17 protein-coding genes and 2 pseudogenes are annotated in these 20,855 nt (G+C 60.0%); 8 read left to right on the forward strand and 11 right to left on the reverse strand.

All coding sequences use genetic code 11. The features are described from left to right. From AC1XOS_RS07135 to eat, 6 genes and pseudogenes are all read right to left on the reverse strand, one after another. Positions 1-623, reverse strand: a pseudogene (locus AC1XOS_RS07135) (hypothetical protein); the annotation flags it as partial. An 8-nt stretch (positions 624-631) separates the two neighbouring features. Then, positions 632-2,011, reverse strand: coding sequence for an argininosuccinate lyase (gene argH, locus AC1XOS_RS07140; protein ID WP_481961528.1), 1,380 nt, complete (start codon positions 2,009-2,011; stop codon positions 632-634). Positions 2,012-2,468: 457 nt separating this feature from the next. Continuing rightward, entirely contained in the window at positions 2,469-3,005 is a 537-nt protein-coding gene (locus AC1XOS_RS07145) for an ankyrin repeat domain-containing protein (protein ID WP_481961529.1), read from the reverse strand. Positions 3,006-3,062: 57 nt separating this feature from the next. Further along, positions 3,063-4,034, reverse strand: coding sequence for a hydroxyacid dehydrogenase (locus tag AC1XOS_RS07150; protein WP_481961530.1), 972 nt, complete (start codon positions 4,032-4,034; stop codon positions 3,063-3,065). Continuing rightward, positions 4,031-5,182, reverse strand: a complete 1,152-nt coding sequence (locus tag AC1XOS_RS07155; protein WP_481961531.1) for a Gfo/Idh/MocA family protein — start codon at positions 5,180-5,182, stop codon at positions 4,031-4,033. The genes AC1XOS_RS07150 and AC1XOS_RS07155 overlap by 4 nt, the downstream gene beginning before the upstream one ends. 280 nt (positions 5,183-5,462) lie before the next feature. After that, positions 5,463-6,926, reverse strand: coding sequence for an ethanolamine permease (eat, locus tag AC1XOS_RS07160; RefSeq protein ID WP_481961532.1), 1,464 nt, complete (start codon positions 6,924-6,926; stop codon positions 5,463-5,465). 28 nt (positions 6,927-6,954) lie between these two features. Between eat and AC1XOS_RS07165 the strand changes: the two genes are divergently transcribed. Beyond that, the gene (locus AC1XOS_RS07165) at positions 6,955-7,683 is read left to right on the forward strand and encodes an SIR2 family NAD-dependent protein deacylase (protein WP_481961533.1); all 729 of its coding nucleotides are present in this window, start codon (positions 6,955-6,957) and stop codon (positions 7,681-7,683) included. A 115-nt stretch (positions 7,684-7,798) separates the two neighbouring features. On the opposite strand, the gene AC1XOS_RS07170 is transcribed toward AC1XOS_RS07165, so the two are convergent. Beyond that, on the reverse strand, positions 7,799-10,345 hold the full coding sequence (locus AC1XOS_RS07170; protein WP_481961534.1) for a family 78 glycoside hydrolase catalytic domain: 2,547 nt from the start codon (positions 10,343-10,345) through the stop codon (positions 7,799-7,801). Positions 10,346-10,413: 68 nt separating this feature from the next. Between AC1XOS_RS07170 and AC1XOS_RS07175 the strand changes: the two genes are divergently transcribed. The 4 genes from AC1XOS_RS07175 (at position 10,414) to AC1XOS_RS07190 (ending at position 14,723) form a co-directional block, all read left to right on the forward strand. Then, complete coding sequence (locus AC1XOS_RS07175) at positions 10,414-11,361, forward strand: BPSS1187 family protein (protein WP_481961535.1); 948 nt, start codon at positions 10,414-10,416, stop codon at positions 11,359-11,361. A 347-nt stretch (positions 11,362-11,708) separates the two neighbouring features. After that, positions 11,709-12,341 (forward strand): M90 metallopeptidase family protein, encoded by a 633-nt coding sequence (locus tag AC1XOS_RS07180; protein ID WP_481961536.1) that lies wholly within the window; start codon positions 11,709-11,711, stop codon positions 12,339-12,341. Then, positions 12,338-13,678 (forward strand): sulfatase family protein, encoded by a 1,341-nt coding sequence (locus AC1XOS_RS07185; RefSeq protein WP_481961537.1) that lies wholly within the window; start codon positions 12,338-12,340, stop codon positions 13,676-13,678. The genes AC1XOS_RS07180 and AC1XOS_RS07185 overlap by 4 nt, the downstream gene beginning before the upstream one ends. Then, a complete protein-coding gene (locus tag AC1XOS_RS07190) occupies positions 13,665-14,723 on the forward strand; it encodes a M42 family metallopeptidase (RefSeq protein ID WP_481961538.1) in 1,059 nt (352 codons plus the stop codon). The genes AC1XOS_RS07185 and AC1XOS_RS07190 overlap by 14 nt, the downstream gene beginning before the upstream one ends. A gap of 48 nt (positions 14,724-14,771) precedes the next feature. On the opposite strand, the gene lexA is transcribed toward AC1XOS_RS07190, so the two are convergent. Continuing rightward, the gene (gene lexA, locus AC1XOS_RS07195; protein WP_481961539.1) at positions 14,772-15,383 is read right to left on the reverse strand and encodes a transcriptional repressor LexA; all 612 of its coding nucleotides are present in this window, start codon (positions 15,381-15,383) and stop codon (positions 14,772-14,774) included. An 84-nt stretch (positions 15,384-15,467) separates the two neighbouring features. On the opposite strand from lexA, the gene AC1XOS_RS07200 reads away from it, so the two are divergent. Further along, a complete protein-coding gene (locus tag AC1XOS_RS07200) occupies positions 15,468-16,409 on the forward strand; it encodes an AEC family transporter (RefSeq protein WP_481961540.1) in 942 nt (313 codons plus the stop codon). Between the two features lie 352 nt (positions 16,410-16,761). After that, a complete protein-coding gene (locus AC1XOS_RS07205; protein WP_481961541.1) occupies positions 16,762-18,201 on the forward strand; it encodes a DUF1501 domain-containing protein in 1,440 nt (479 codons plus the stop codon). 36 nt (positions 18,202-18,237) lie between these two features. Here AC1XOS_RS07205 and AC1XOS_RS07210 read toward each other — a convergent pair whose 3' ends face one another. Then, positions 18,238-18,447, reverse strand: a complete 210-nt coding sequence (locus tag AC1XOS_RS07210; RefSeq protein ID WP_481961542.1) for a hypothetical protein — start codon at positions 18,445-18,447, stop codon at positions 18,238-18,240. Between the two features lie 71 nt (positions 18,448-18,518). Here AC1XOS_RS07210 and AC1XOS_RS07215 point away from each other — a divergent pair, with 71 nt between their 5' ends. Then, positions 18,519-19,040: a TlpA disulfide reductase family protein gene (locus AC1XOS_RS07215; RefSeq protein ID WP_481961543.1), complete on the forward strand. Its 522-nt coding sequence runs from the start codon at positions 18,519-18,521 to the stop codon at positions 19,038-19,040. Between the two features lie 32 nt (positions 19,041-19,072). On the opposite strand, the gene AC1XOS_RS07220 is transcribed toward AC1XOS_RS07215, so the two are convergent. After that, on the reverse strand, positions 19,073-20,629 hold the full coding sequence (locus AC1XOS_RS07220) for a 2-isopropylmalate synthase (RefSeq protein WP_481961544.1): 1,557 nt from the start codon (positions 20,627-20,629) through the stop codon (positions 19,073-19,075). Between the two features lie 3 nt (positions 20,630-20,632). Then, positions 20,633-20,855 (reverse strand): annotated as a pseudogene (locus AC1XOS_RS07225) (SanA/YdcF family protein); the annotation flags it as partial.

Here is a 20,855-nt window from a genome sequence, read left to right on the forward strand (position 1 = left end):
TCTCGCGAGCGCCGACGAGGTGGCTTCTCGACTTTTTTCTGCATCGGTAAGAGTCGCACCAGAAGTGTCTGGGTGTCCTCGCCGGTGACATCCACTTCGAGATTCAGCGCCTTGGCAAGCTCGCTGGCAATGCGCGACATCGCCGACGAATCCCGGCCCGCTGCCGCAAGCCGAATCGCGGTGAAGCTACCCTCGGGATGGAGCGCGATCGCGGCGCTACAGTCAGCAAGAATCGCGGAAAAATACTGGTGCCCCAGGAGCCCGGTGGGACGTGGGATAGCGTGAACCCGCCGCCGAAACACCGCCACCACGGAGCGCAGAGCCAGCAGGCGCTCCGGCTTGCCCGTAAATGTCATGTGGAGCAGGCCCGGCACGTTGCGGTCTTTTTTGGGAGGCGTGGTAAAGCGCTCCTTCACCTCGATGGTCGCGATTGCTTCCAGTCCGGGAATCGTCTCCAGAACATAGTCAAACGCGGGAGCTGTGGGCTTCTTCTCTACCTCGGGTTGCGCCTTTGGGACGGGGCGGATCTTGCCGCCCTTTAACGGTCTTCCTGGTTTCGCAGCAGGCTTCGGGGTAGCACGGGCCACCCCGCGTTTTCCCGGTTTACTTGGTTCTGATCGCATGATAAATCCTAGGGTTGCTCCAGGCTCGCTCGGGCGAGCTGGAGCTGCGCTTCCACGGCCACGCGGGCGGTGCCGCCTTGGCTGGTGCGGGCGTTGGCGGAGGCCTCGGGGGTGATAGCGTCCAGTGCTACTGCCGTGAAGCGCGAGTCATAGCTCTGGAGCGCCTCTAGCGTGAGGTCTTCCAGGCCGATTTTCTCCGCGATGCAGCCGCGCACGATCCGCCCGACAATCTCGTGGGCCTCTCTAAACGGGACACCGTCGGCGGCCAGCGCATCGGCGAGGTCGGTGGCGGTGGAGAAGTCGCCGCACATGGCAGCTTTCATTCGCTCAGGCTTGAAGGCGGCGGTCTCCAGCATGCGGTGCATGAGGCTGACACAGAGCGTGACGGTATCTGCGGCGTCAAAGAGTGGCTCCTTGTCCTCCTGCATGTCCTTGTTATAGGTGAGCACAAGGCCCTTCATGAGGGTCAGAAGGGTCGTCAAGTCGCCGTAGACGCGCCCGGTCTTGCCGCGGATCAGCTCGGCGACATCGGGGTTTTTCTTCTGCGGCATGATGCTACTGCCCGTGGTCACCGAGTCGGCGAGCTCGACAAAGCCAAACTCGGGCGCACTCCAGAGCACCAGCTCCTCCGCGAGGCGTGAGAGGTGGAGCTGCAAGAGGCTGGCATCGGCGCAGAACTCCACGGCAAAGTCTCGGTCGGCCACGGCATCCAGCGAGTTGGGGCAGACACTGTCAAAGCCCAGCTCGCGTGCCACAAACTCGCGGTCGATCGGAAACGGCGTCCCCGCCAGCGCCCCCGCCCCGAGCGGCAGTCGGTTCAGGCGCTTGCGGCAGTCGGAAAGGCGCTCATTGTCGCGGCTGAGCATCCAGAAGTAAGCCAATAAATGGTGCGAGAGCAGAACCGGCTGTGCATGCTGGTGGTGGGTGCGGCCCGGAAGCACCGTCCCCAAGTTACTTTCCGCCAGCGCGACTAGCTGCACGCGTAGCTTGGTCAGCTCGCCTCGCAGCTCGTCTAAAGCCGTGCGCAGCCAGAGGCGCACATCGGTGGCGATCTGGTCGTTGCGAGAGCGTGCCGTGTGTAGCTTGCCTGCGACATCTTTGCCCAGACGCTCAAAGAGCATGCTCTCGATCGCGGAGTGAATGTCCTCGGCCTCCGGCGGCAGGCTCGCCGCACCGCTCTCTAGATCGGCGTAGAGCGCCTCTAGCCCGGCGACGATCTTTGCCGCGTCGGCCTCAGGGACAATGCCCTGCTTGCCCAGCATCTTCGCATGCGCGATGCTGCCGGTGATGTCCTCGCGCCAAAGCCTTTGGTCGAAAGGAAGTGATTGATTAAATGTCCAGACGAGAGCATCGGTCGTGCCCTCGAATCGTCCGCCCCAGAGTGCCATATCGGGGTCATGGTATCACGACGGCGTTTCGGGGCGTTTTTCGGACGACGGGAGACGGGCGGCTAAAGCGGCCCGCTGTTGCGGCAAGACCCATGAATGGGCCTATTGGGTGCGTTATTTGTTGCCGCAGTCAGATCCGTCTTGCCGCCAAGGGCTGAGGGGACTGTGGTAGTCAGGGATCTCGATGACGACAGGTTCTAGTTTGAGCACTAGAGTTTTCTGGATGGATTTGTGAGATATAGCTCTTTGTAGACTTGCACCACAGATAGAGACAGCAATTCCCAGTAATGCAGCAAGAGGTTTTGTTAGTTGTTTCAATGTGTTCTCATCCACTCGTACCAGGAAGTAGGCACACTCTCTTTGGGATTAGGTTGTCCCCAGAAACCCCACGGAGAGCTCAATAAGTTCAAAGCTCCAATGACACCAAATACGACAAGAATCATTCTTGCTAGTCGTTTCATTCTCTAGCTCCCGACTGTTTCAGGAGTGTTATCAGATTAGGCCGCTTTATAAATCGAGCCAGCGTGAGAGCGGTTGCTCCAGCATCGGTTCTATGATTGGGATCACCGCCATGGTCGAGAAGAAGACGAATCAGACGGGGACTCCCATTTTCGACAGCCACCATCAAAGGAGTTCTGCCTTGCTCAAAGGTGATATTCGGGTTCGCTTTGTTCTTCAGAAGAACACGGACAGTATCTTCATTACGCACATAGCAAGCAAGAAAGAGTAAAGGTATTCCTTCACGTTCAGGAGGTGATGTGCCAACCAGTAGCACATTGATCCTCTCTTTCAGGCCAGGTTCGTCCTCTGTGTAGCGAAAGTTGGGATTGGCTCCACGTGCGAGAAGTGCTTCAATTTCCTGCGTATCCTCGGAAGCCTGGATGGCATGGGCAAGTCGGCGATTTATAGCATCTGGGCTATTGGTTACCATCCACCAAGACCCAACAAAAAATAAAGCGATTATCCCACCCACAATTTGGAAGCGAGTCTTCATAGCTCTCCTCTACCCTAGTAAAGGTTATACGCCGCTTCTCCTGCATCTGCCAGATCCTTAGGCCATGGTCTCCAGCATCTCCAGGGTTACGACGGAGCGGAGGGGTTTGTCTTGTGTCCAGCGCTCAAACTCGTCGAGGCACCAGTCGGCCATGCGGCGCACTTCGTTGCCGTTAGAGCCTGCGAGGTGCGTACTGATCCGCACATTGGGTAGCTCCCAGAGCGGCGAGTCGGGGGGGGCGGGCTCGGGCCAGGTGACATCGAGGAGCGCTGTTAGATCAGGGCGGGCGCGTAGCACCTCGGTGAGCTCGCTCTCGACTACGGTTAGCCCACGCCCGGTGTTAATAAAAGTCGCGCCGGGGCGGAGCTGGGCAAAGTGGGCTGCGTTAAGCATCCCGACCGTCTGTGGGTTGTTGGCCAGGTGGTTGGAGACAACAATCCCACGAGAAAATGCCTCGTCGAGGCCCACTTTCTCGACTCCTAGCTCCTGCGCCGCCGCCTCGCTCAGAAACGGATCGAAGACCAGGAGGTGCAGCGAGAAAGGCTTCAGGAACTGAATCACCTCACGCCCAACCGCTCCAGCCCCCAGCAGCGCCACGGTCTCGCCGTAGCAGCCGGGGCCGCGGGCGGCCTCCCGAAAGTGGTGCGTGGCATGGTACTCCGCGACATTGCGAAAGTAGCCCTTGGCACTCAGAAGAATCTGCGCCAGGGTGAACTCCGCCACGGGGACGCCATTGGCAAGCCAGGCACTGACAACCGTGATGCCGCGCTCCAGCAGAGGCCGCGCAAACCCCTGCACCGAGCCTGCGGCGTAAAAGACGGCCCGTAGCTTGGGAAGCGCATCCAGCTGCGCCTCGGTCAGGCAGGGCATGCCCCAGGTGGAGAAGATTGCTTCCGTCTCCGCAAGCTCCGGCAGGAGCGTGTCAAGCTGCGCCGGAGCGACAGCACGGGGGTGTCCCAGCCGCTCCTGACGCTCTTTTCCGTAGACCCGCTCGATGTTCTCAGGCGGGGCTAGCAGGATAGCTCTCACGGCTGTATTTCTAGCGGCTCTAGGCTTACCCAGCGGCGCTCTTCCCAGCTCTTGAGCCCGGCTTCCGCGAGCTGGACACCTTTGGCGCCTTCGCGCAGATCGTAGACCCAGGGCGTGTCCAGCACGACATGCTTTAAGAACATCTCCCACTGGATTTTAAAGCCGTTGTCGAGAATTTGGTTGGTGGGAACCGTCATCCAGTTCTCGTAGAAGTCAATCGGGGAGTCAATGTCCGGGTTCCAGACAGGCCGAGGGGTCGCGCCATACGGCTGGATCGTACAGCCGCGCAAGCCCGCCACGGCGCTGCCCTTGGTGCCGTCCACTTGGAGCGTGAGCAAGTCGTCGCGGCGCACACGCACGGTCCAGCTGGAGTTGAACTGCGCGATCACGCCGTTTTCGAGCTCAAACGTGGCGTAGGCGGAGTCGTCGGCGGTGCAGGCGTAGGGATTCCCGCTCTCGTCAATGCGCTCTTTGACATGGGTCGCCCCAAGGCACGAGACGGCTTTTACCTCACCAAAGAGATTGTCCAAAACATAGCGCCAGTGGCAGAGCATGTCCACGATAATCCCGCCGCCGTCCTCTTTGCGGTAGTTCCAGCTCGGGCGCTGCACGGGAATCGCGTCGTGGCCGGTGTAGACCCAGTAGCCAAACTCGCCACGCACGGAGAGAATCTCGCCAAAAAAGCCGGAGTCGATTAAGTTCTTGAGCTTCACCAGCCCCGGCAGAAAGAGCTTGTCCTGCACGACGCCCTGCTTGACGCCCGCCTTCTTTGCCGCCTCATACAGCGCGTAGGCTTCCTCGGTGGTCGTCCCCGAGGGCTTCTCGCAGTAGATGTGCTTGCCCGCCGCAATCGCTTTGAGCACCGCAGGCGCACGGAGCTGGGTGAGCTGGGCATCGAAGTAGATCGGGTAGGCGGGGTTGGCTAAAACGCTCTCCAGGTCTGTGGTGTACTTCACGCCACCGGCACGCGCCGCCAGCTCCGCGAGCTTTTTCTCGTTACGGCCCACCAAAATCGGGTCAGGGACAATGCTCTCGCCACTGCCGATCTTCACTCCACCTTGGTCGCGCAGTGCCACAATCGAGCGCAGGAGATGCTGATTTGTCCCCATGCGCCCGGTGACGCCGTTCATGATAACCCCGATCTGCATACAAAAACCTTTCCGTGTCCGCCTCGTTTCGGGCGCATAAATGGGCCTAGTTTGAGATAGACATAGCGATTGTACCCTAGAGTGAGACTAGGCTTTATCAACCGGTTTATTGAGGCGATAAAGTTCCTGTGAACAAGAAAACCGCTCGTGCGCAGTTTCGCCGCGCTGTGTTTGTCCGAGACCGCTATTGCTGCCGCATGTGTGGCGTTTGTGGGGTGAATTAGCAGGCTGGGGCTCTATTCAGGCACGCCGCCGATGAGTACGTAAAGAACGCCGTTGGTTAGCTCAGCTCTTTTTCCGCCTCCGCGACAAGGGCGATCTCTTCCTCTGGGGCGTTGGCGACGAGGCGATGGCGGCTGTAGAGCCAGTAGTAGGCAAACATCGCGGCGATAAAAACGGCGGTTCCTACGACGCCAGGGCGCAGCTCGGGGGCGGCAAAAGTCGCGACTAGGCAGACCAGCGAGAGAACCAGCGCCACCCAAGCCCCAAAGACACCCAGTGGGCTCTTGTACGGGCGCGGCAGCTCTGGGCGGCTTTTTGCCAGCTTGAGGTAGGCTAGCAGCACAATCGCATACGAGATCACGGAGCCAAAGACCGCCATGTTGAGCAGCGCCGCCCCGACGCTTCCCTTGAAGCTCCCGATCAGCACGCACATCCCAAAGCCCGCCACGGCTCCGATAATCAGCGCTCGGTGTGGCGTGTGGTAGCGGCTGACAACCGAGAGGCCACGCGGTAAATAGCCCGCTCGGGAGAGGGCAAAGAGCAGGCGGCCGTAGGCGTAGATAATGGCATGGAAGCTGGCGATCAGCCCCGTGACCGTGATGAGATTGAGCAGAGTTGCCGTCGCTTTGGAGCCAAAAGCAGCGGTAAAGCCTAAGTTCAGCGGAGCCGCCGCCGCTGCCACAGCAACCGCGCCACCCGGAATCCCCGAGTTGATCACCAAAGTCAGCACCGAGAGGACCACCAGCGTAAAGATGCCGTAGATCAGCGCCCGAGGCATGTCGCGCACCACATCATGGCTCTCCTCGGCGGCAAGGGGAAGCTGCTCAATCGCCAGCAAGAACCAGATCGCGAATGGGAGCGAGGCAAAGATGCCGTAGAGTCCCTTGGGAAGAAACGCGCTCTGGCCGGGATCGGGAGGCATGTTAAGCGCAGCGCTATAGTGAAACGAGCCGGTTGCCAGCACGCCGATAAAGAAGACCACCAGCGCGAGAATCGCCAGCCCGGTGATGATCAGCGAGACTTTGAATGTCAGCGCCGTCCCACGCACATTGATCCCGACAAAGAGCACGTAGAAAATCAGCCACCAGGCCCAGTCCGGGAGGCCAGGAATCACGGCTTTCATGTAGCCCGCGATCCCTACCACCACCACGGCGGGCGTAATCACGTACTCGATAATATCCGTGACCCCGTTGATATAGGCGATCCCCGGACCAAACGCGCTTCGGGTGAAGGAGTAGAAGCCACCCGCGTGGGGAAGCGCGGTCGAGAGCTCGGCGATGCAGAGCACCAGACAGATATACATCACCGCGACAATAAGCGTTGCGATCAGCATTCCCCCGAAGCCACCCGCTGTTAGCCCAAACTGCCAGCCGTAGAAGTTCCCCGAGATCACCGCCCCCACGCCCAGTGCCCAGAGCATCTGCCAGCCCGCGCTCTTCTTCAGCCGCCGAGAGTCCAGATAGCCGTCCTCAACCGCGACATAGCTCCCGCTCCCCGCCCGTTTTTGCCCGTTGTCTTCCATGTCGGCATTATGCCTGGGATAATGGGGTATGGCTATACATTCTTCTCTAGGCATTGGCACCAAGTACCAGCGTGTCGTGGTTCTGACGGGCGCGGGTGTCTCTGTGGCATCGGGGTTGCCGACCTATCGCGGGCCGGGGGGCTTGTGGGAGAACGAGGAGCTGGCCCAGATTGTCCATGCGGAGAGTATCCCCACGCGTCTCCCCGAGCTCTGGAAGCTCTACTCGGAGCGGCGGGCGACGGCGCTTTCGGTGGGGCCAAATGCGGCGCATAGGGCGATTGCCGAGGCACAGAAACGCTGGCCGGACTGCGTCACGGTGATCACGCAGAATGTGGATAACCTGCACCAGCGAGCAGGGAGTGAGAAGGTGATCGAGCTGCATGGCTCGGGCTTGCGGACGCGCTGCACCCAGTGCAACCTACCGCCGTTCTACGACGAAGCCTCCTACGAGACGCTCCCGCTCTGCCCGGCGTGTGGCGCTCCCCTGCGCCCCGATGTCGTGCTGTTTGGCGAGACGCTCCCCGACAAGGCGATCACTCAAGCTGCCACCGCGCTCCGGGGCTGCGACTTATTTCTGGTGGTCGGTACGAGTAGTGTGGTGATTCCCGCAGCGTACCTACTCCTGGATGCCCACGCTGCGGGAGCACACTGCGTCTCCGTCAATATCGAGCCAGCGCGCCACGAGAATCCCTACTTGCACGACGAGTTTGTCGGGCGGGCGGAGGAGCTGTTGCCGGTGCTTTTTGCCGCCCGATGAATCGGGCGTCTGCAATAGCCTACGGCTGCAAAGCCCGTGCCGGGCTGGGAATTTGGTAGCCCGGCACGGGCTTTGCGGCGGGACGCCACTGCAGACGCCGATTTCAACCGGCGGCTTATGCGGCGGTCACACTGTGTTTTCCGCTCTCCAGCGTTTTTTTCGTGCCGTCGGGTAGGTGCAGGGTGGCGGTGCAGCCGACGGGGATCTCGATGGCGAGGGCGACTTTCCCAGCCTGGCGCTTCCACTCCACCTTGATCGGGCCACGGAGGGATTTGTAGCTGGCTTTGACAAAGTTCAGGCCGCTGACAAACTGAGGCCGAAGCTCGATCTTGTCGAAGCCGATGGCATCTTGAGCGGGCTGGATTCCTCCTAGCCAGGCGAAGAACCACGCGCTGATCGAGCCGAACATGGGGTGGTTGTGCGAGAACGTGTTGTCGGAGAAGTTCCAGTGCTCCCAGAGCGTGGTCGCACCGCCCGCGATCATCGCGCCCCACGACGGCACGGTTTTCTTGGTGGCAAAAGTAAACGCGGCATCGGCGTGCCCGAGGCGCGAGAGAGCGTCGAACATAAACTTAGTGCCGAAGATTCCCGTGGTCAGGTGGCCATCATGGGCTTTCAGGTCGGCGAGGAGGCGCTCTAGGGTGCGCTGCTCGGCGGCGCTATCAAGCTGGCCGTACTCCAGCGCGTAGGCAAGGGAGGCTTGCGTAGGCGGGGCATCGGGGAAGGCACGCTGGTAGGCATCGGTGGTAGTTTTTGCCAGAGCACGCCACCTTGCCACATCGCCACGCTTGCCTAGCGTGAGCGCCAGTGTCTCGGCCATGCGGGCGCACTCGGCGTAGAGCAGGGGCAGGGTTGCCTCCTCGGGGCTTCCGACACGCGCCTCGTGATCCGTGAGGCCCTTTTTACCGTCGGTGCCCTCCAGCCAGCGCGTTGTTGTGGCGTAGTGCCGCTCGATAAGCTTTTTATCGCCGTAGTGGCGCAGTAGCTCCACTTGTAGCAGGGGGAGCGCCATCGGCCAGCCGACCCCACAGTACTGGAGGCCCACATACGGCGCCGTGTCGGGGAGGGAGCCATCGGGGCGGGCGGCATCGGCGTAGTCCGTGGCGATCTTGGCGTAGAGCGCAGCCATGTCGAAGTTGTAGAGAAAGGCATCACGCGTGGCCACAATATCGCCGCCATAGCCGAATTTTTCGCGGTGCGGGCAGTCGGACTGGACGGAGAAGAGATTGGAGAGAAACGTCCGGCGCGTGAGCTCTTGAATCTGATTGAGCAGCGGCTCGGAGCAAGAGAACTCCCCGGCGCTCTCCACACCCGAGGCCATGGACTGCACCAGCACGCTTGGCTTCTCCGTGGCTCCGCTTACCTCCAGGTAGCGAAAACCCCGGAAGACAAAGTGTGTCTGGAGTGTCTCCTCGGCGGCTCCCGCACAAATAAACGTGTCTTCTTGGATCGCCGGAATATGCGGTCGGTCGCTGTCTTTGGGAGCGCTATGGCGCTCTTTATTGCCGCCCTTGATCTGCCCACAGACCCCCGTCATCGGGTTGAGCGAGCCATCTTTGTGGAGCAGCTCCCCGTAGCGCAAGAGAATCTTCTGTCCCGGCTTGGTGTTCTTCAGCTTGATCCGCGCCCGCCCAGACTGGTTCACCCCGACATCCAGTAAAAACACGCCCGGCTTGGGCTCGGAGAGGGCACTTGCGGTGCGCTCGCCAATGACTTTGATCGGGGGCTGTGGCTCGCACTCTAGCTTGCCGACCGGCTCTGTCGCCAGAGCCACCTGCCGTGCCGTGCTCTTGCCCAGCTCCCGCGCATCCCAGACCTCCCCGATGTAGTTGTTCTGGAAGCGCAGAGCGCTGTCGCGCACGCTCCAGCTTGTGTCGGTGATAATTACCTGCTTGGTGCCGTCGCTCAGCTCGATCTCTAGCTTGGCAATGCAGCGCGGGCGGCCCGTCGGGAGAGTCTTAGGCAAGAACGCCGCGCCACCGAACATGACCAGCGGCATGGGGTTCCACCAGCCGTTTGCCACTAGGATTTCGAGGGCATTCTCGCCGCGCTTGAGGAGCTTGGTGACATCGAGCGTGCGGTAGTAGACCCGCTTTTCGTAGTTGGTCCAGCCGGGCTCCAGAGTCGCGTCGCTGGGGTTGACACCGTTGACACTCGCCTCGAAGTAGCCGAGGCCCGTCACGTAGAGCCGCGCGGACTTCACGGCACGGGGCAGTACAAAACTCTTGCCAAACAGCGGCAGGGGATCGTCGGCGTAGGGGTTCGTAGGGGGTTGTTTAGGATCGCGAATCCACTGCGCTCCGCCCCAGTCGGAGGCACTCAGCAGGCCCAGCTCAAAGCTCGCCTCTTTACTCCACGGCCCCAGCGCATCGTCTTTGTTCCACGCTCGCACGCGCCAAAAGACGCGCTGGCTGCTGGCGAGCTTTTTCCCTGTATAGGCCACCTGGATGGCATCGCCGCCTAGGACTTTGCCTGAGTCCCAGAGCACACTCCCACCGCCGTCTTTGTTACTGGTCGCGATAACTTGGTAGGCAGTTTGCCGCTCGCCATTGCGCGAGGTGCGAAGCTCCCAGGAGAGCCGTGGAGCCAGGGAGTCTATCCCCAGCGGGTTGTTGCGATACTCGCAGCGAAGATTCACCGCCGTCAGTGCCGTTGATTGCATAACGACATTCTAGCCTAGTTCGGGGGTAACTAGTTGCGAAGAAAGAGAGAACTGGGCACAATGTGGGCATGAGACAGCTTGAAAAGCCGCTGGTGTTTTCTGATCCTACCCCGCGCCGCTATGATTTTACGGCACGAGCGAGCGTTTTAGATACCCGTGCAAAGCCGCACCCGGAGATTGGGTTTGTGTTTGAGAAAGACGGCAAGCCAACGGACAATCAGCACGCTGCCGTAGATACCCGAGTGGCTCCGCTGGGGCGACTGGTGATCTGGCTGATGGGCTACAGTGCACCGCTTTTTGACCGCCTGACGAGCTATGGCCTGCACGCGATTCAAGTGCACTATGCCAATGGCTGGTTCGGGCAGTTTGGCGATAAAGGTCCCAAGGGCGACACGACCTTCAATGGCCGGATTCGTCTGGAGGCGGCGACGGGCGAGGATGTCAGCGAGGTGGTGAGCATCCCGAGGCCCGATAGCATTCAGGAGCGGGCTCTGGTGCTGGTGCGCTGGCTCGCCAAAGAGAATCCACAAGGCGGCTGGGAGCATTTTCTCACGCCTGGAGGCAAAGACCTGCGCTGGGAGAGGGTGATTCTCTCGGGGATCTCGCACGGCTCCACGACGGCAGCGCGACTTGCTAAGCAGGTGAAAGTGGCGCGGGTGGTGATGCTCTCCGGCCCACGCGACCAGCGAGAGACCTGGCAGGCACTCAAGTCCGCGACCCCGGCGAATCGCTACTTCGGGTTTAGCCATATTCTCGATGCGGGCTGGGGAGGCAACCACTACCCGCGCTCGTGGGAAATGCTCGGGCTAGAAAAGTTCGGGCCGATTGTGAATGTAGATAGAGAGAAGCCGCCGTATCGCAACACCCGTCGCCTCATCACCGATGCCGATGTGAAGGGCAACCCTGACCGTGCCCATAGCGCTGCCCAGCCCGGTGGGGCTGCCGTGAAAGATGCCAGCGGAAAATTCATTCACGAGGACGTCTGGCGCTATCTCTACACGCACCCAACGGAGTGAGAGGGAGAAGTATCCAGAACACGGTTCTTGCCGTATCGCTTTGCCTGAGAGAGAAGAGTGTCAGCGGCCTGGAGCATCTTTTCATGGCTGGCAAGGGAAGGATCTGCGCAAACTCCTCGCCACCGTAGCGCCCCACAAGATCACTCGGAACGGAGGCCCCGATAAAGATGGCGCTTCGCGAGCTCAAGATCGGTCTGCGTTAGGCACTCCCAGGCACGTACAATCCGCTTCCAACACTGCGGGTGCGGTTTCACTGGGCGTACCTTTACTTCTTTGTCAGCCGACATTACTCTAAATTGTCGGTATAGTCAAGAGAGAAGTAAACGGTTTAGGAAATTAATGCTTTTATGGAATACATCATGCGCCCGATTCAGGGCTGGACGGTAAAAATCAATACAGCACTTCGCAAACAAGATGCTGCCGCACTGGACTGGGCGCTGGTGCTACTCACCTCGCAGCTCAAGACGATCTGCCGCCTCGTGCCGCTAAAACCGCTGAGTGAGCTCAAGAAAATCACGATCTGGCTCTCGCCTGAGTACCCCAACACGCCGCCACGCGCGGAGTATCACCCGGGCGCGGACTGGCTGCGCTCGAACGGACGAAACCCGGAGATGGTCAAGGGGGTTGAGATCACCGATGTGAAGCACTTCGATGCCGAGACGCGCCGGATGCCGCTCTTTGTGCTCCACGAGCTGGCCCACGGCTACCATGACCGGGTGCTAGGCAACGATGAGCCGCGCTTGCTGGCGGCCTACAAAAATGCTAAGGCGGGCGGAAAGTACGATAGAGTCGAGCGGCAAGACTCCGAGGGACGCAAGCGCCTTGACCGTGCCTACGCGCTCACCAATGTGCAGGAGTACTTCGCCGAAGGCACCGAGGCGTTCTTCGGGGCCAACGACTTCTACCCCTTCAACGCTGCCCAGCTCAAAGCCCACGACCCGGAGCTCTTTGCACTCTTAGGAAAGCTCTGGCAAAAATGAAAAAGCCCAATATCTGCCTGATCTTCATGGACGACATGATGCACCGGCTGCTCTTAGACAAAGAAGTTGAGACGCCAAATCTCGATAAGCTCGTGGCGCGGGGAATGACGTTCACTCACGCTCATAACCAAGGTGCGTGGTCGGGGGCGGTCTGCATCCCGAGCCGCGCGATGCTCATTACCGGCCTCTCACTCTGGCATGCGCGGGAGCGAATCGAGAAGACGACGCTGCTCGGGGAGTGGCTGGGGAGCCACGGCTACCAGACGCACTTTGTGGGCAAGTGGCACAACTCTGAAGCGGCTCTGAAGCGTAGCTACCAGACTTTGGGACCACATGCAGGTGGCTTTTATCCGTCGACGGATGAAAAAGGGGATGCCTACCTGCGCCCCGCGCTGGGAAACAACACCTGGAAACCCGACGATACGACGCGCAAGGGCCACTGGCTTGAGGTAGAGGGCAAGATCATTCATAGCAGCGAGCACTGGGCCAACGGCGCGCTGGACTACCTAAAAAGCTCCCCCGTTATCGGGGGCGGGGGGGGCACCGAACCCTTCTTTCTTCATGTCGCCTTTCATGCCCCACACGACCCGCGCCAGGCACCCACAGAGTATCTTGACAAGTACCCCTTGGAGCGTGTCAGCGTGCCACCGAACTTCGTGCCCGAGCACCCCTTTGACAACGGCGACCTGAAAGTGCGCGATGAGAAGCTCGCGCCGTGGCCGCGCACGCCCGAGGCGATCAAGCAGCACCGGAAAGAGTACTACGCGATCTTGACGCACGCCGACTTCCATATCGGGCGCATCTTAGACGCGCTTCCCGAGGACACGATCACTGTTTTCTCCGGCGATCATGGGCTTGCCGTCGGGGAGCATGGGCTGATGGGCAAGCAGAACTGCTACGACCACTCGGTGCGCATTCCGCTGGTCTTTGCCGGGCCGGGGATTCCCAAAAACAAGAAAAACGATGCCCTGATCTACCAGAATCAGATCTTCGCCACGCTCTGCGACTTGGTTGGGATTCCACAGCCACCCGGCCTAGAGAACCCGAGCCTGGCGCCGCTGATCAAGGGTGGAAAGCAAGAGCGTGAGGCGGCGGTTTTTGGGGCCTATCTCAATGTCCAGCGCATGGTGCGCACCCGAGAGCACAAGCTGATCGTCTACCCCAAGGTCAATAAAGTCCAGCTCTTCGACATTCAAAAAGACCCCTGGGAGCTGAAAAACATCGCGGCAGAAAAGCCTGCGCTGGTCAAGGCGCTCTGGGCGCGTCTCAACACGCTTCAAAGATCTTTCGAGGATCCTCTAGAGCTTGGGTACAATACCGACCATGTTAAATTTTGATCTACTAAAAACACTCTGTGAGACACCGGGGATTCCTTCCCGCGAAGAGCCGATCCGCGACGTCGTAATCGAGGCGCTGGGGCCACTGGTGGACTCTGTCTCCGTCGATGTGATGGGCAACGTGATCGGGCATAAGAAGGGCACGGGCGGTCCGAAGGTGCTGATCGCGGCGCACATGGACGAGATCGGGTTCATGGTCAAGCACATTGACGACAAGGGGTTTATTCGCCTGCAACCGGTCGGGGGCTTCGACCCACGCAACTTGGTGGCGCAGCGTGTCTGGGTGCATGGGTTTAAAGGCGAGTCGCTGCTCGGAGCACTGATGCCCTCCAGCAAGCCGATTCACACGGCGACAGCCGAGGAGCTGGCCCGTCCTCCGAAGCTAGAGGGGCTCTTTGTGGATCTGGGACTGCCTGCCGACGAGGTCAAGAACAAAGTCGAGATCGGCGACCCGGTGACGCTGGCGCGGACGTGTGAGCGTGTTGGAAACCATATCATGTCTAAGACCTTGGACAACCGTCTGTCGGTCTTTATCATGATTGAGGCGATTCGCGCGATGAGTGCCCACCAGTGCGAGATCTACGCTGTGGCAACCGTGCAAGAAGAGGTGGGGCTACGGGGCGCAGCTCCGGCGGCCTATGCAATCGAGCCTGACATTGCCATTGCGCTGGACGAGACCTTGGCGATGGACATTCCCGGCGGCGATGTGGCGGAGCAAGTGACAGCGCTGGGCAAGGGAACGGCGATCAAGATCATGGACTCCTCGCTCTTGTGCCACCCGAAGCTGGTGCGCCACTTCCGCGATGTGGCCGAGCATCATCAGATTCCCCACCAGCTGGAGATTCTCAACCGTGGCGGCACCGATGCCGGTGGAATGCAGCGGGTGCGCGGCGGGATCCCTAGCTTCACCCTCTCAACACCGTGCCGCTACGTGCACACGGTCAACGAATCAGCGGCGGTCTCAGACATTGAGGCGAGCATTCAGCTACTCTCCGCCTGGCTCGAAGAGGCTCACACCCGCACCTACGGCTACACCGCCGATTAGAACGAGGCTCTCCAGTCCCGCCCCTCCAACGGGCGGGACTTACGCCCTCTAGCTGTACTGGCGCATGGTCAGCACGACCTTGCCCAGAATGCTGGCGTTCTTGGTGATAATCGGCTTCATGTACTTGTTCTCCGGCTGGAGCCGAACCCCATTGTCACCGGCAGGGTAGAACGTCTTCACTGTCGCTTCGTCGTCAATCAGAGCGACCACGATCTCGCCCGCATTGGCCGTCTCCTGCTTGCGCACCACCACAAAGTCACCGTCGAAGATACCCGCGTCCATCATCGAGTCGCCCTTGATCTTGAGCATGAAGCAATCGGTCTCACGCGGGACAAACGCCTCGGGGAGTGGGTAGCTCTCCTCGATATTCTCGGTGGCAAAGATCGGTGCACCGGCAGCGACCCGGCCCAGCAACGGAACCGTGACCGTGCGACGGCGGGTCATCGGAGCGCCGTCCATCAGAAGCTCCACCGAGCGGTACTTGTAGGGATCGCGCTTGATATAGCCCTTGTCCTGGAGCGAGTTGAGGTGCTTCTGAACCGAGCATGACGAGCGCAGGCCCGTGAGTTTCCCTATCTCTCGCACGGTCGGAGCCTGACCATCGCGCATCAGTGCTTGACGGATCACCTCTAAGATTTCTTGTTGTTTCGCCGATATCATGACATCACATCCTCTCAGGTAAAAGTTTGTTTGTGTGAGTATACAGGCGTTTGCCTGTTTTCGCCACGCGGTAGAATGAGGGCCATGCTGGTCGAGTTTGGATTTCTCTTTAGCAAGGTACTTGCGCCGATCTTACTCTTAGTGGCGCTGGGAGCACTGCTACAGAAACGACACCCCGTGGAGATGCAGACTCTCTCTAACCTCCAGCTCTATCTCTTTATTCCCGCGTTTCTCTTTGTGCATATCGCCGACTCAAAGCTCACCATGGGGCAGATCGCCGGGATCGCGGGAACAATTCTGCTCATTCAGGCACTGCTCGCCCTTCCGCTCTATGGGCTTCTGCGCTGGCGGAAAGTTCCGCGCGAGACACTAGCCGTGGTGCTGCTGGCATCGGTGATCTTCAACGCGGGCAACTTTGGGATTCCGGTGGCCCTGCGCGCCTTTGGCAAGCCCGGCGGGGAGATTCAGGCACTGGTGATCATGACGGCCAATCTCTCGCTCTGGGTGCTGGGCTACGGCCTCTCGGCGGCGATCACGGGCGGTGGCTGGAAGCAGGGCGTTGTCGAAATCCTGAAGCTTCCCATTCTCTATATCATGGTGGCTGGCCTGACGGTTCGGGCGACAGGCTGGCACCTGCCCGAGCCAGTGGACTATGCCCTGCACCTGGTCTCCGATGGCCTCGTGCCTCTGGCTTTAGTGACGCTAGGTATCCAGCTCGCCACCCAGTGGCGTATGCCGCGCTGGCGCTTGATTCTTCCCGTGGCGTTTTTCAAGCTGCTTGCCCTCCCCGCCATCGCCGCGCTGGTGGTCTGGAAGCTAGGGCTCTGGCCGTGGCCGGGTGCGCAGCTCATCGTCGCCTCCGCTGGCCCGACTGCCGTCAACTCGATCTTTCTCGCCATCGAGCAAAAAGGCGATGTCGAGCTCGCCGCCGAGTGCGTCTTCTGGAACACCCTTCTCGCCGCGATCACCGTCACGGTGATTCTAGCGATTGTCATCCGCCTCGGCGGCGTCCCACCAGGTAGTTAGCCCATAACCACACGGACGGTAGAGCCGTAGCGTGCAAGCTTTGTGTCCGCAGTGAGGAGGATGGTAACCTCATCGCTCTGCTTCTTCATCCTCTTTGAAGACATCGAAAAGCTCATCTAGAGGATCGTCGAAGTCTTCGGACATCCAAAATCCCTGCCCTTCCATACTGCCGGGTGGGGCGATCCACTGTGCGTGACAAACAGTTTGCCCTGCTCAACGGCTTTGAGTAAGCGGGAAAGATTCGTTTTGGCTTCGTGAATATTGACAGTTTGCATGGTGATTCCTAGGTTAGCTAAGTCTTAGTCTATCCTGCGATGCAGGAATATTTCCCCGTCGCCGCGAACCGTAGGGTATGAACGAGCTGTATCGCACGCAAGATGCACTGAACCGTCGGACTTTTTTGAAGAGCGCGACGGGGCTGGGCCTCGCGGCACTGGGATTGTTGGAGAACGAAGCGCAGGCGCACACTGGCTCCCCCATTATTGGGGGCGGGGGGGGCTCCCCCAAGGTGAAGCGGGTGATCTATCTCTTCCAGTCGGGGGCACCGAGCCAGTTCGAGCTCTTCGACAGCAAGCCGAGCCTGGAAAAATACCGCGGGCAAAATCTTCCCGAGTCCATTCGCAAGGGCCAGCGCCTGACGACCATGACCAGCGGGCAGAGCAACTTTCCCACGGCACCCTCGCCGTATGCCTTCACGAAGCATGGCCAGAGTGGCGTGGAGCTCTCAGACTTATGGAAGCACCTCCCCGAAGTGGCCGATGAGCTGTGCATGATCCGCTCGATGAACACCGAGGCGATCAACCACGACCCCGCGATCACGTTTTTCCAGACCGGAAGTCAGCTTGCGGGGCGGCCCAGTATCGGCTCGTGGCTCAGCTACGGCTTGGGGACGCTCAACAAAGACCTGCCGAGCTATGTGGTGCTGACGAGCAAAGGCAGTGGTCGCCCCGATGACCAGCCACTCTACGATAGGCTCTGGGGGGCGGGGTTTCTGCCGACCCAGCACCAGGGTGTCAAGCTGCGCAACTCCGGCGACCCCGTGCTCTACCTCTCCGACCCACCCGGCGTGGATCGGGGGACGCGGCGCGAGATGCTCGATGAGCTGGGGGCACTCAATAAGCTCAAGCTCGGCCAGACCGGTGATCCCGAAGTGGCAACCCGCATTTCGCAGTACGAGCTGGCGTTTCGCATGCAGGCAAGCGTCCCCGAGCTCGCCGATCTCTCCAAAGAGTCAGCGACGACGCTGGAGAGCTATGGCCCGGATGTCAACCGGCCCGGTAGCTACGCCCACAACTGCCTGCTCGCCCGGCGGCTCTGTGAGAAGGGCGTGCGCTTTATCCAGCTCTTTCACATGGGCTGGGACCACCACGGTGGCCTGCCCAGCGCGATCAAGGGCCAGCTTAAGGACACCGATCAGGCCACGGCGGCGCTGATTAAAGACCTCAAGCAGCGCGGGATGCTCGACGACACACTGATTGTTTGGGGCGGGGAGTTCGGGCGCACGGTGTATTCTCAAGGGGCACTCACAAGGGACAACTATGGACGCGACCATCACCCGCGCTGCTTCTCGCTCTTTCTTGCGGGGGCGGGTGTCAAGCACGGCGTCACCATCGGCGAGACCGACGAGTTTGGCTACAACATTGTCAAAGACCCCGTCAGCGTCCACGACCTCCACGCCACGATCCTGCATCTACTGGGCGTAGACCACAAAAAGCTCACCTACCCCTACCAAGGCCGCGACTTCCGATTGACCGATGTCTACGGTGAGCTGGTCAAACCGATACTGGCATAGATATAGACAATGCGGCTGGACTTGATTCTTCAAAGCTCAAGACAGCCGAGTAGCAATCATCGCGACAGAGATGGGGTGCGGTGGAGATCCAGCTCTCGCCTTGGTAAAGGGAACCTCACGGCCCTGATCGGGCTGCCAGAGACCGGTTCCGATACCACTCCAACCATCGGCTTTTTTGCTCCGAGAAAGAAAGCACAGCGACTTTAGAGGAAGAAACTGCGCCCAGAGCACTTCGACCGGAGTCATGAGCTGCTATTGTACCGCGTGAACTTTTTATCGTTTTTAGAGGTATTAATAACCAGGAGTATCGAAGACAAATGAAAGCAACGATTGCGGCGTCTCTGGCGCTAATGGGGATTTTAGGGCTGGGAGCGATGAGCCAGGGAGCGGGCAGGAAAGTGGCGGTGAAGCCCGTAGACGCTGTCGGGCTGAAGAAAGAAGTGGCTGCTCGCAAGGGAAAAGTCGTGATGATTAACTTCTGGGCGACCTGGTGCCCACCGTGCCGCGCGGAGTTCCCGGATATGGTGGCGACCCAGAAGAAGTACGCCGCACAGGGGGTGGAGCTGCTGACTGTCACGCTCGACGATCTAGACGACACGAGCAAGGCGGCGGCGTTTCTGGCGCAAAACGGGGTGACCAGCGGAGCCTTTATCAATAAAAAAGGCGGCGAGCCCGACATGGGCTACTTTAGCTGGCTTGATGGCAAGATCCCCGATAGCCTCGGAATTCCGCGCACCTATGTACTAGATCGCAAGGGACGCATCAGCTCGCGGCTGATCGGTGGACAGGAGAGCGCGGCGTTCGAGGGCGCGATCAAGAAAGCCCTCGCCGCGAAGTAGCCACCCATTGGAACTGGGCGGCTACCAATGGCTTACACCCCGACGCGCTCACTCTCGGGCTGGGTGATGCGCCCTGGCTGCTGGAGAAGCTGCTTGTTGAGCGCGTTGAGGTAGGCTTTTGCCGCCGCGACAATGATATCCGTGTGCGCGGCGTGGCCGGAGAAGACTTCTTCTCCCGCCCGCACCCGGATCGTCACGGCGGCCTGTGCATCGGTGCCCTCGGTTACCGATTGTAGGCTAATCTCGATCAGCTCGTTGGGCACTTTGACGATGCGGTTAATGGCTCTATAGATCGCATCCACCGGCCCATTACCCGTGTCGGCGTCCATCAGAACGGCTTTATTGGCATGACGGAGTTTTACGGTTGCCGTCGGTATCGCGCTGTCGCCACAAGTGACTTGGAGCTGCACCAGCTCGTAGGTTTGATTGACCAAGCGGGCCTCATCGGTGGCGAGCGCCTCTAAGTCCTCATCGTAGATAGTTTTTTTACGATCCGCGACGGTCAAGAAGCGCTCGTAGATCTTCTCAAAGCCTGCGTCCTCAAACGTGTGGCCCAGCACCTCTAAGCGATGGCGCAGCGCGGCACGGCCCGAGCGGGGCGAGAGAATGATCTTGCTCTCACTGATGCCCACATCGGCGGGATCCATGATCTCGTAGGTCGTGCGCTCTTTTAAAATCCCATCTTGATGAATCCCTGAGCTATGCGCAAACGCATTGGCTCCCACAATGGCTTTATTGGGTTGCACGAGAATCCCCGTGCGGTTGCTCACCAAGCGGCTGGTCTTGAAGATTTCTTTTGTCTGGATGCCTGTTTCCAGTCCGTAGAAGTCGCGGCGGGTGTGGAGCGCCATCACGACTTCCTCCAGGCTCGTATTTCCCGCCCGCTCCCCGATCCCATTGACCGTGCACTCTATTTGCCGCGCACCGTTTTTTGCTGCCGCCAGTGAGTTGGCGACCGCAAGCCCGAGATCATCGTGGCAGTGGGCGGAGAAGATGGCTTTATCAGCATTAGAGACGCGCTCTAGGAGCATTTTAAAGATCGCGCCGTACTCCTCTGGCGTGGCATAGCCGGTGGTGTCCGGGACATTGATCACCGTCGCGCCTGCCGCAATCACGGCCTCAACCACGCGGCACAGATAGTCCGGATCGGCACGGCCTGCGTCCTCGGTGAAGTACTCGATGTCGTTGCAGCCAAGAGACTTCGCGTAGGCCACGGCGCTGACCCCCATCTCCAGCGCCTCGTCGCGGCTCTTGCGAAGCTTGTGCTGAAGGTGATTGTCACTCACGCCTAGGCCCGTGTGAATCCGAGGACGTTTCGCACCTTTCAGCGCGTCCCAGGCCACATCAATGTCTTTGCGCACCGCCCGGGTCAGCCCACAGACCGTCGCGTTTTGCACCTGCTTGGCGATCCGCTGCACTGCGTCGAAGTCGCCTGGCGAGGAGATCGGAAAGCCCGCCTCGATAATGTCTACGCCAAGGCGCTCTAGCTGCCGCGCAATCTCCAGCTTCTCGTCGACGTTCAGCGCCGCCCCTGGCGACTGCTCGCCATCTCGCAGCGTGGTATCAAAAATATGTACTCGGTTATTCATAAACTATTCTTTGCCGATGGCGATATGCTCGCCTAAAAACTTGGGGCGGGTGTGAAGCACCCAGACATCGAGCACGGCTTGGACACGGGCTAGGTTCTCACGCAGCGCCACTTTAGCGCTCTGTGTGCTGCTCTCATCTGCATCGTAGCCTACAGCATCCACTCCGCTGGCTTGCGCCAAGAAGAGCGCTCGCTCGTTGTGAAAGCGCTGGGAGACAATGATCAGC

The organism is Armatimonas sp. (genome assembly GCF_964826245.1).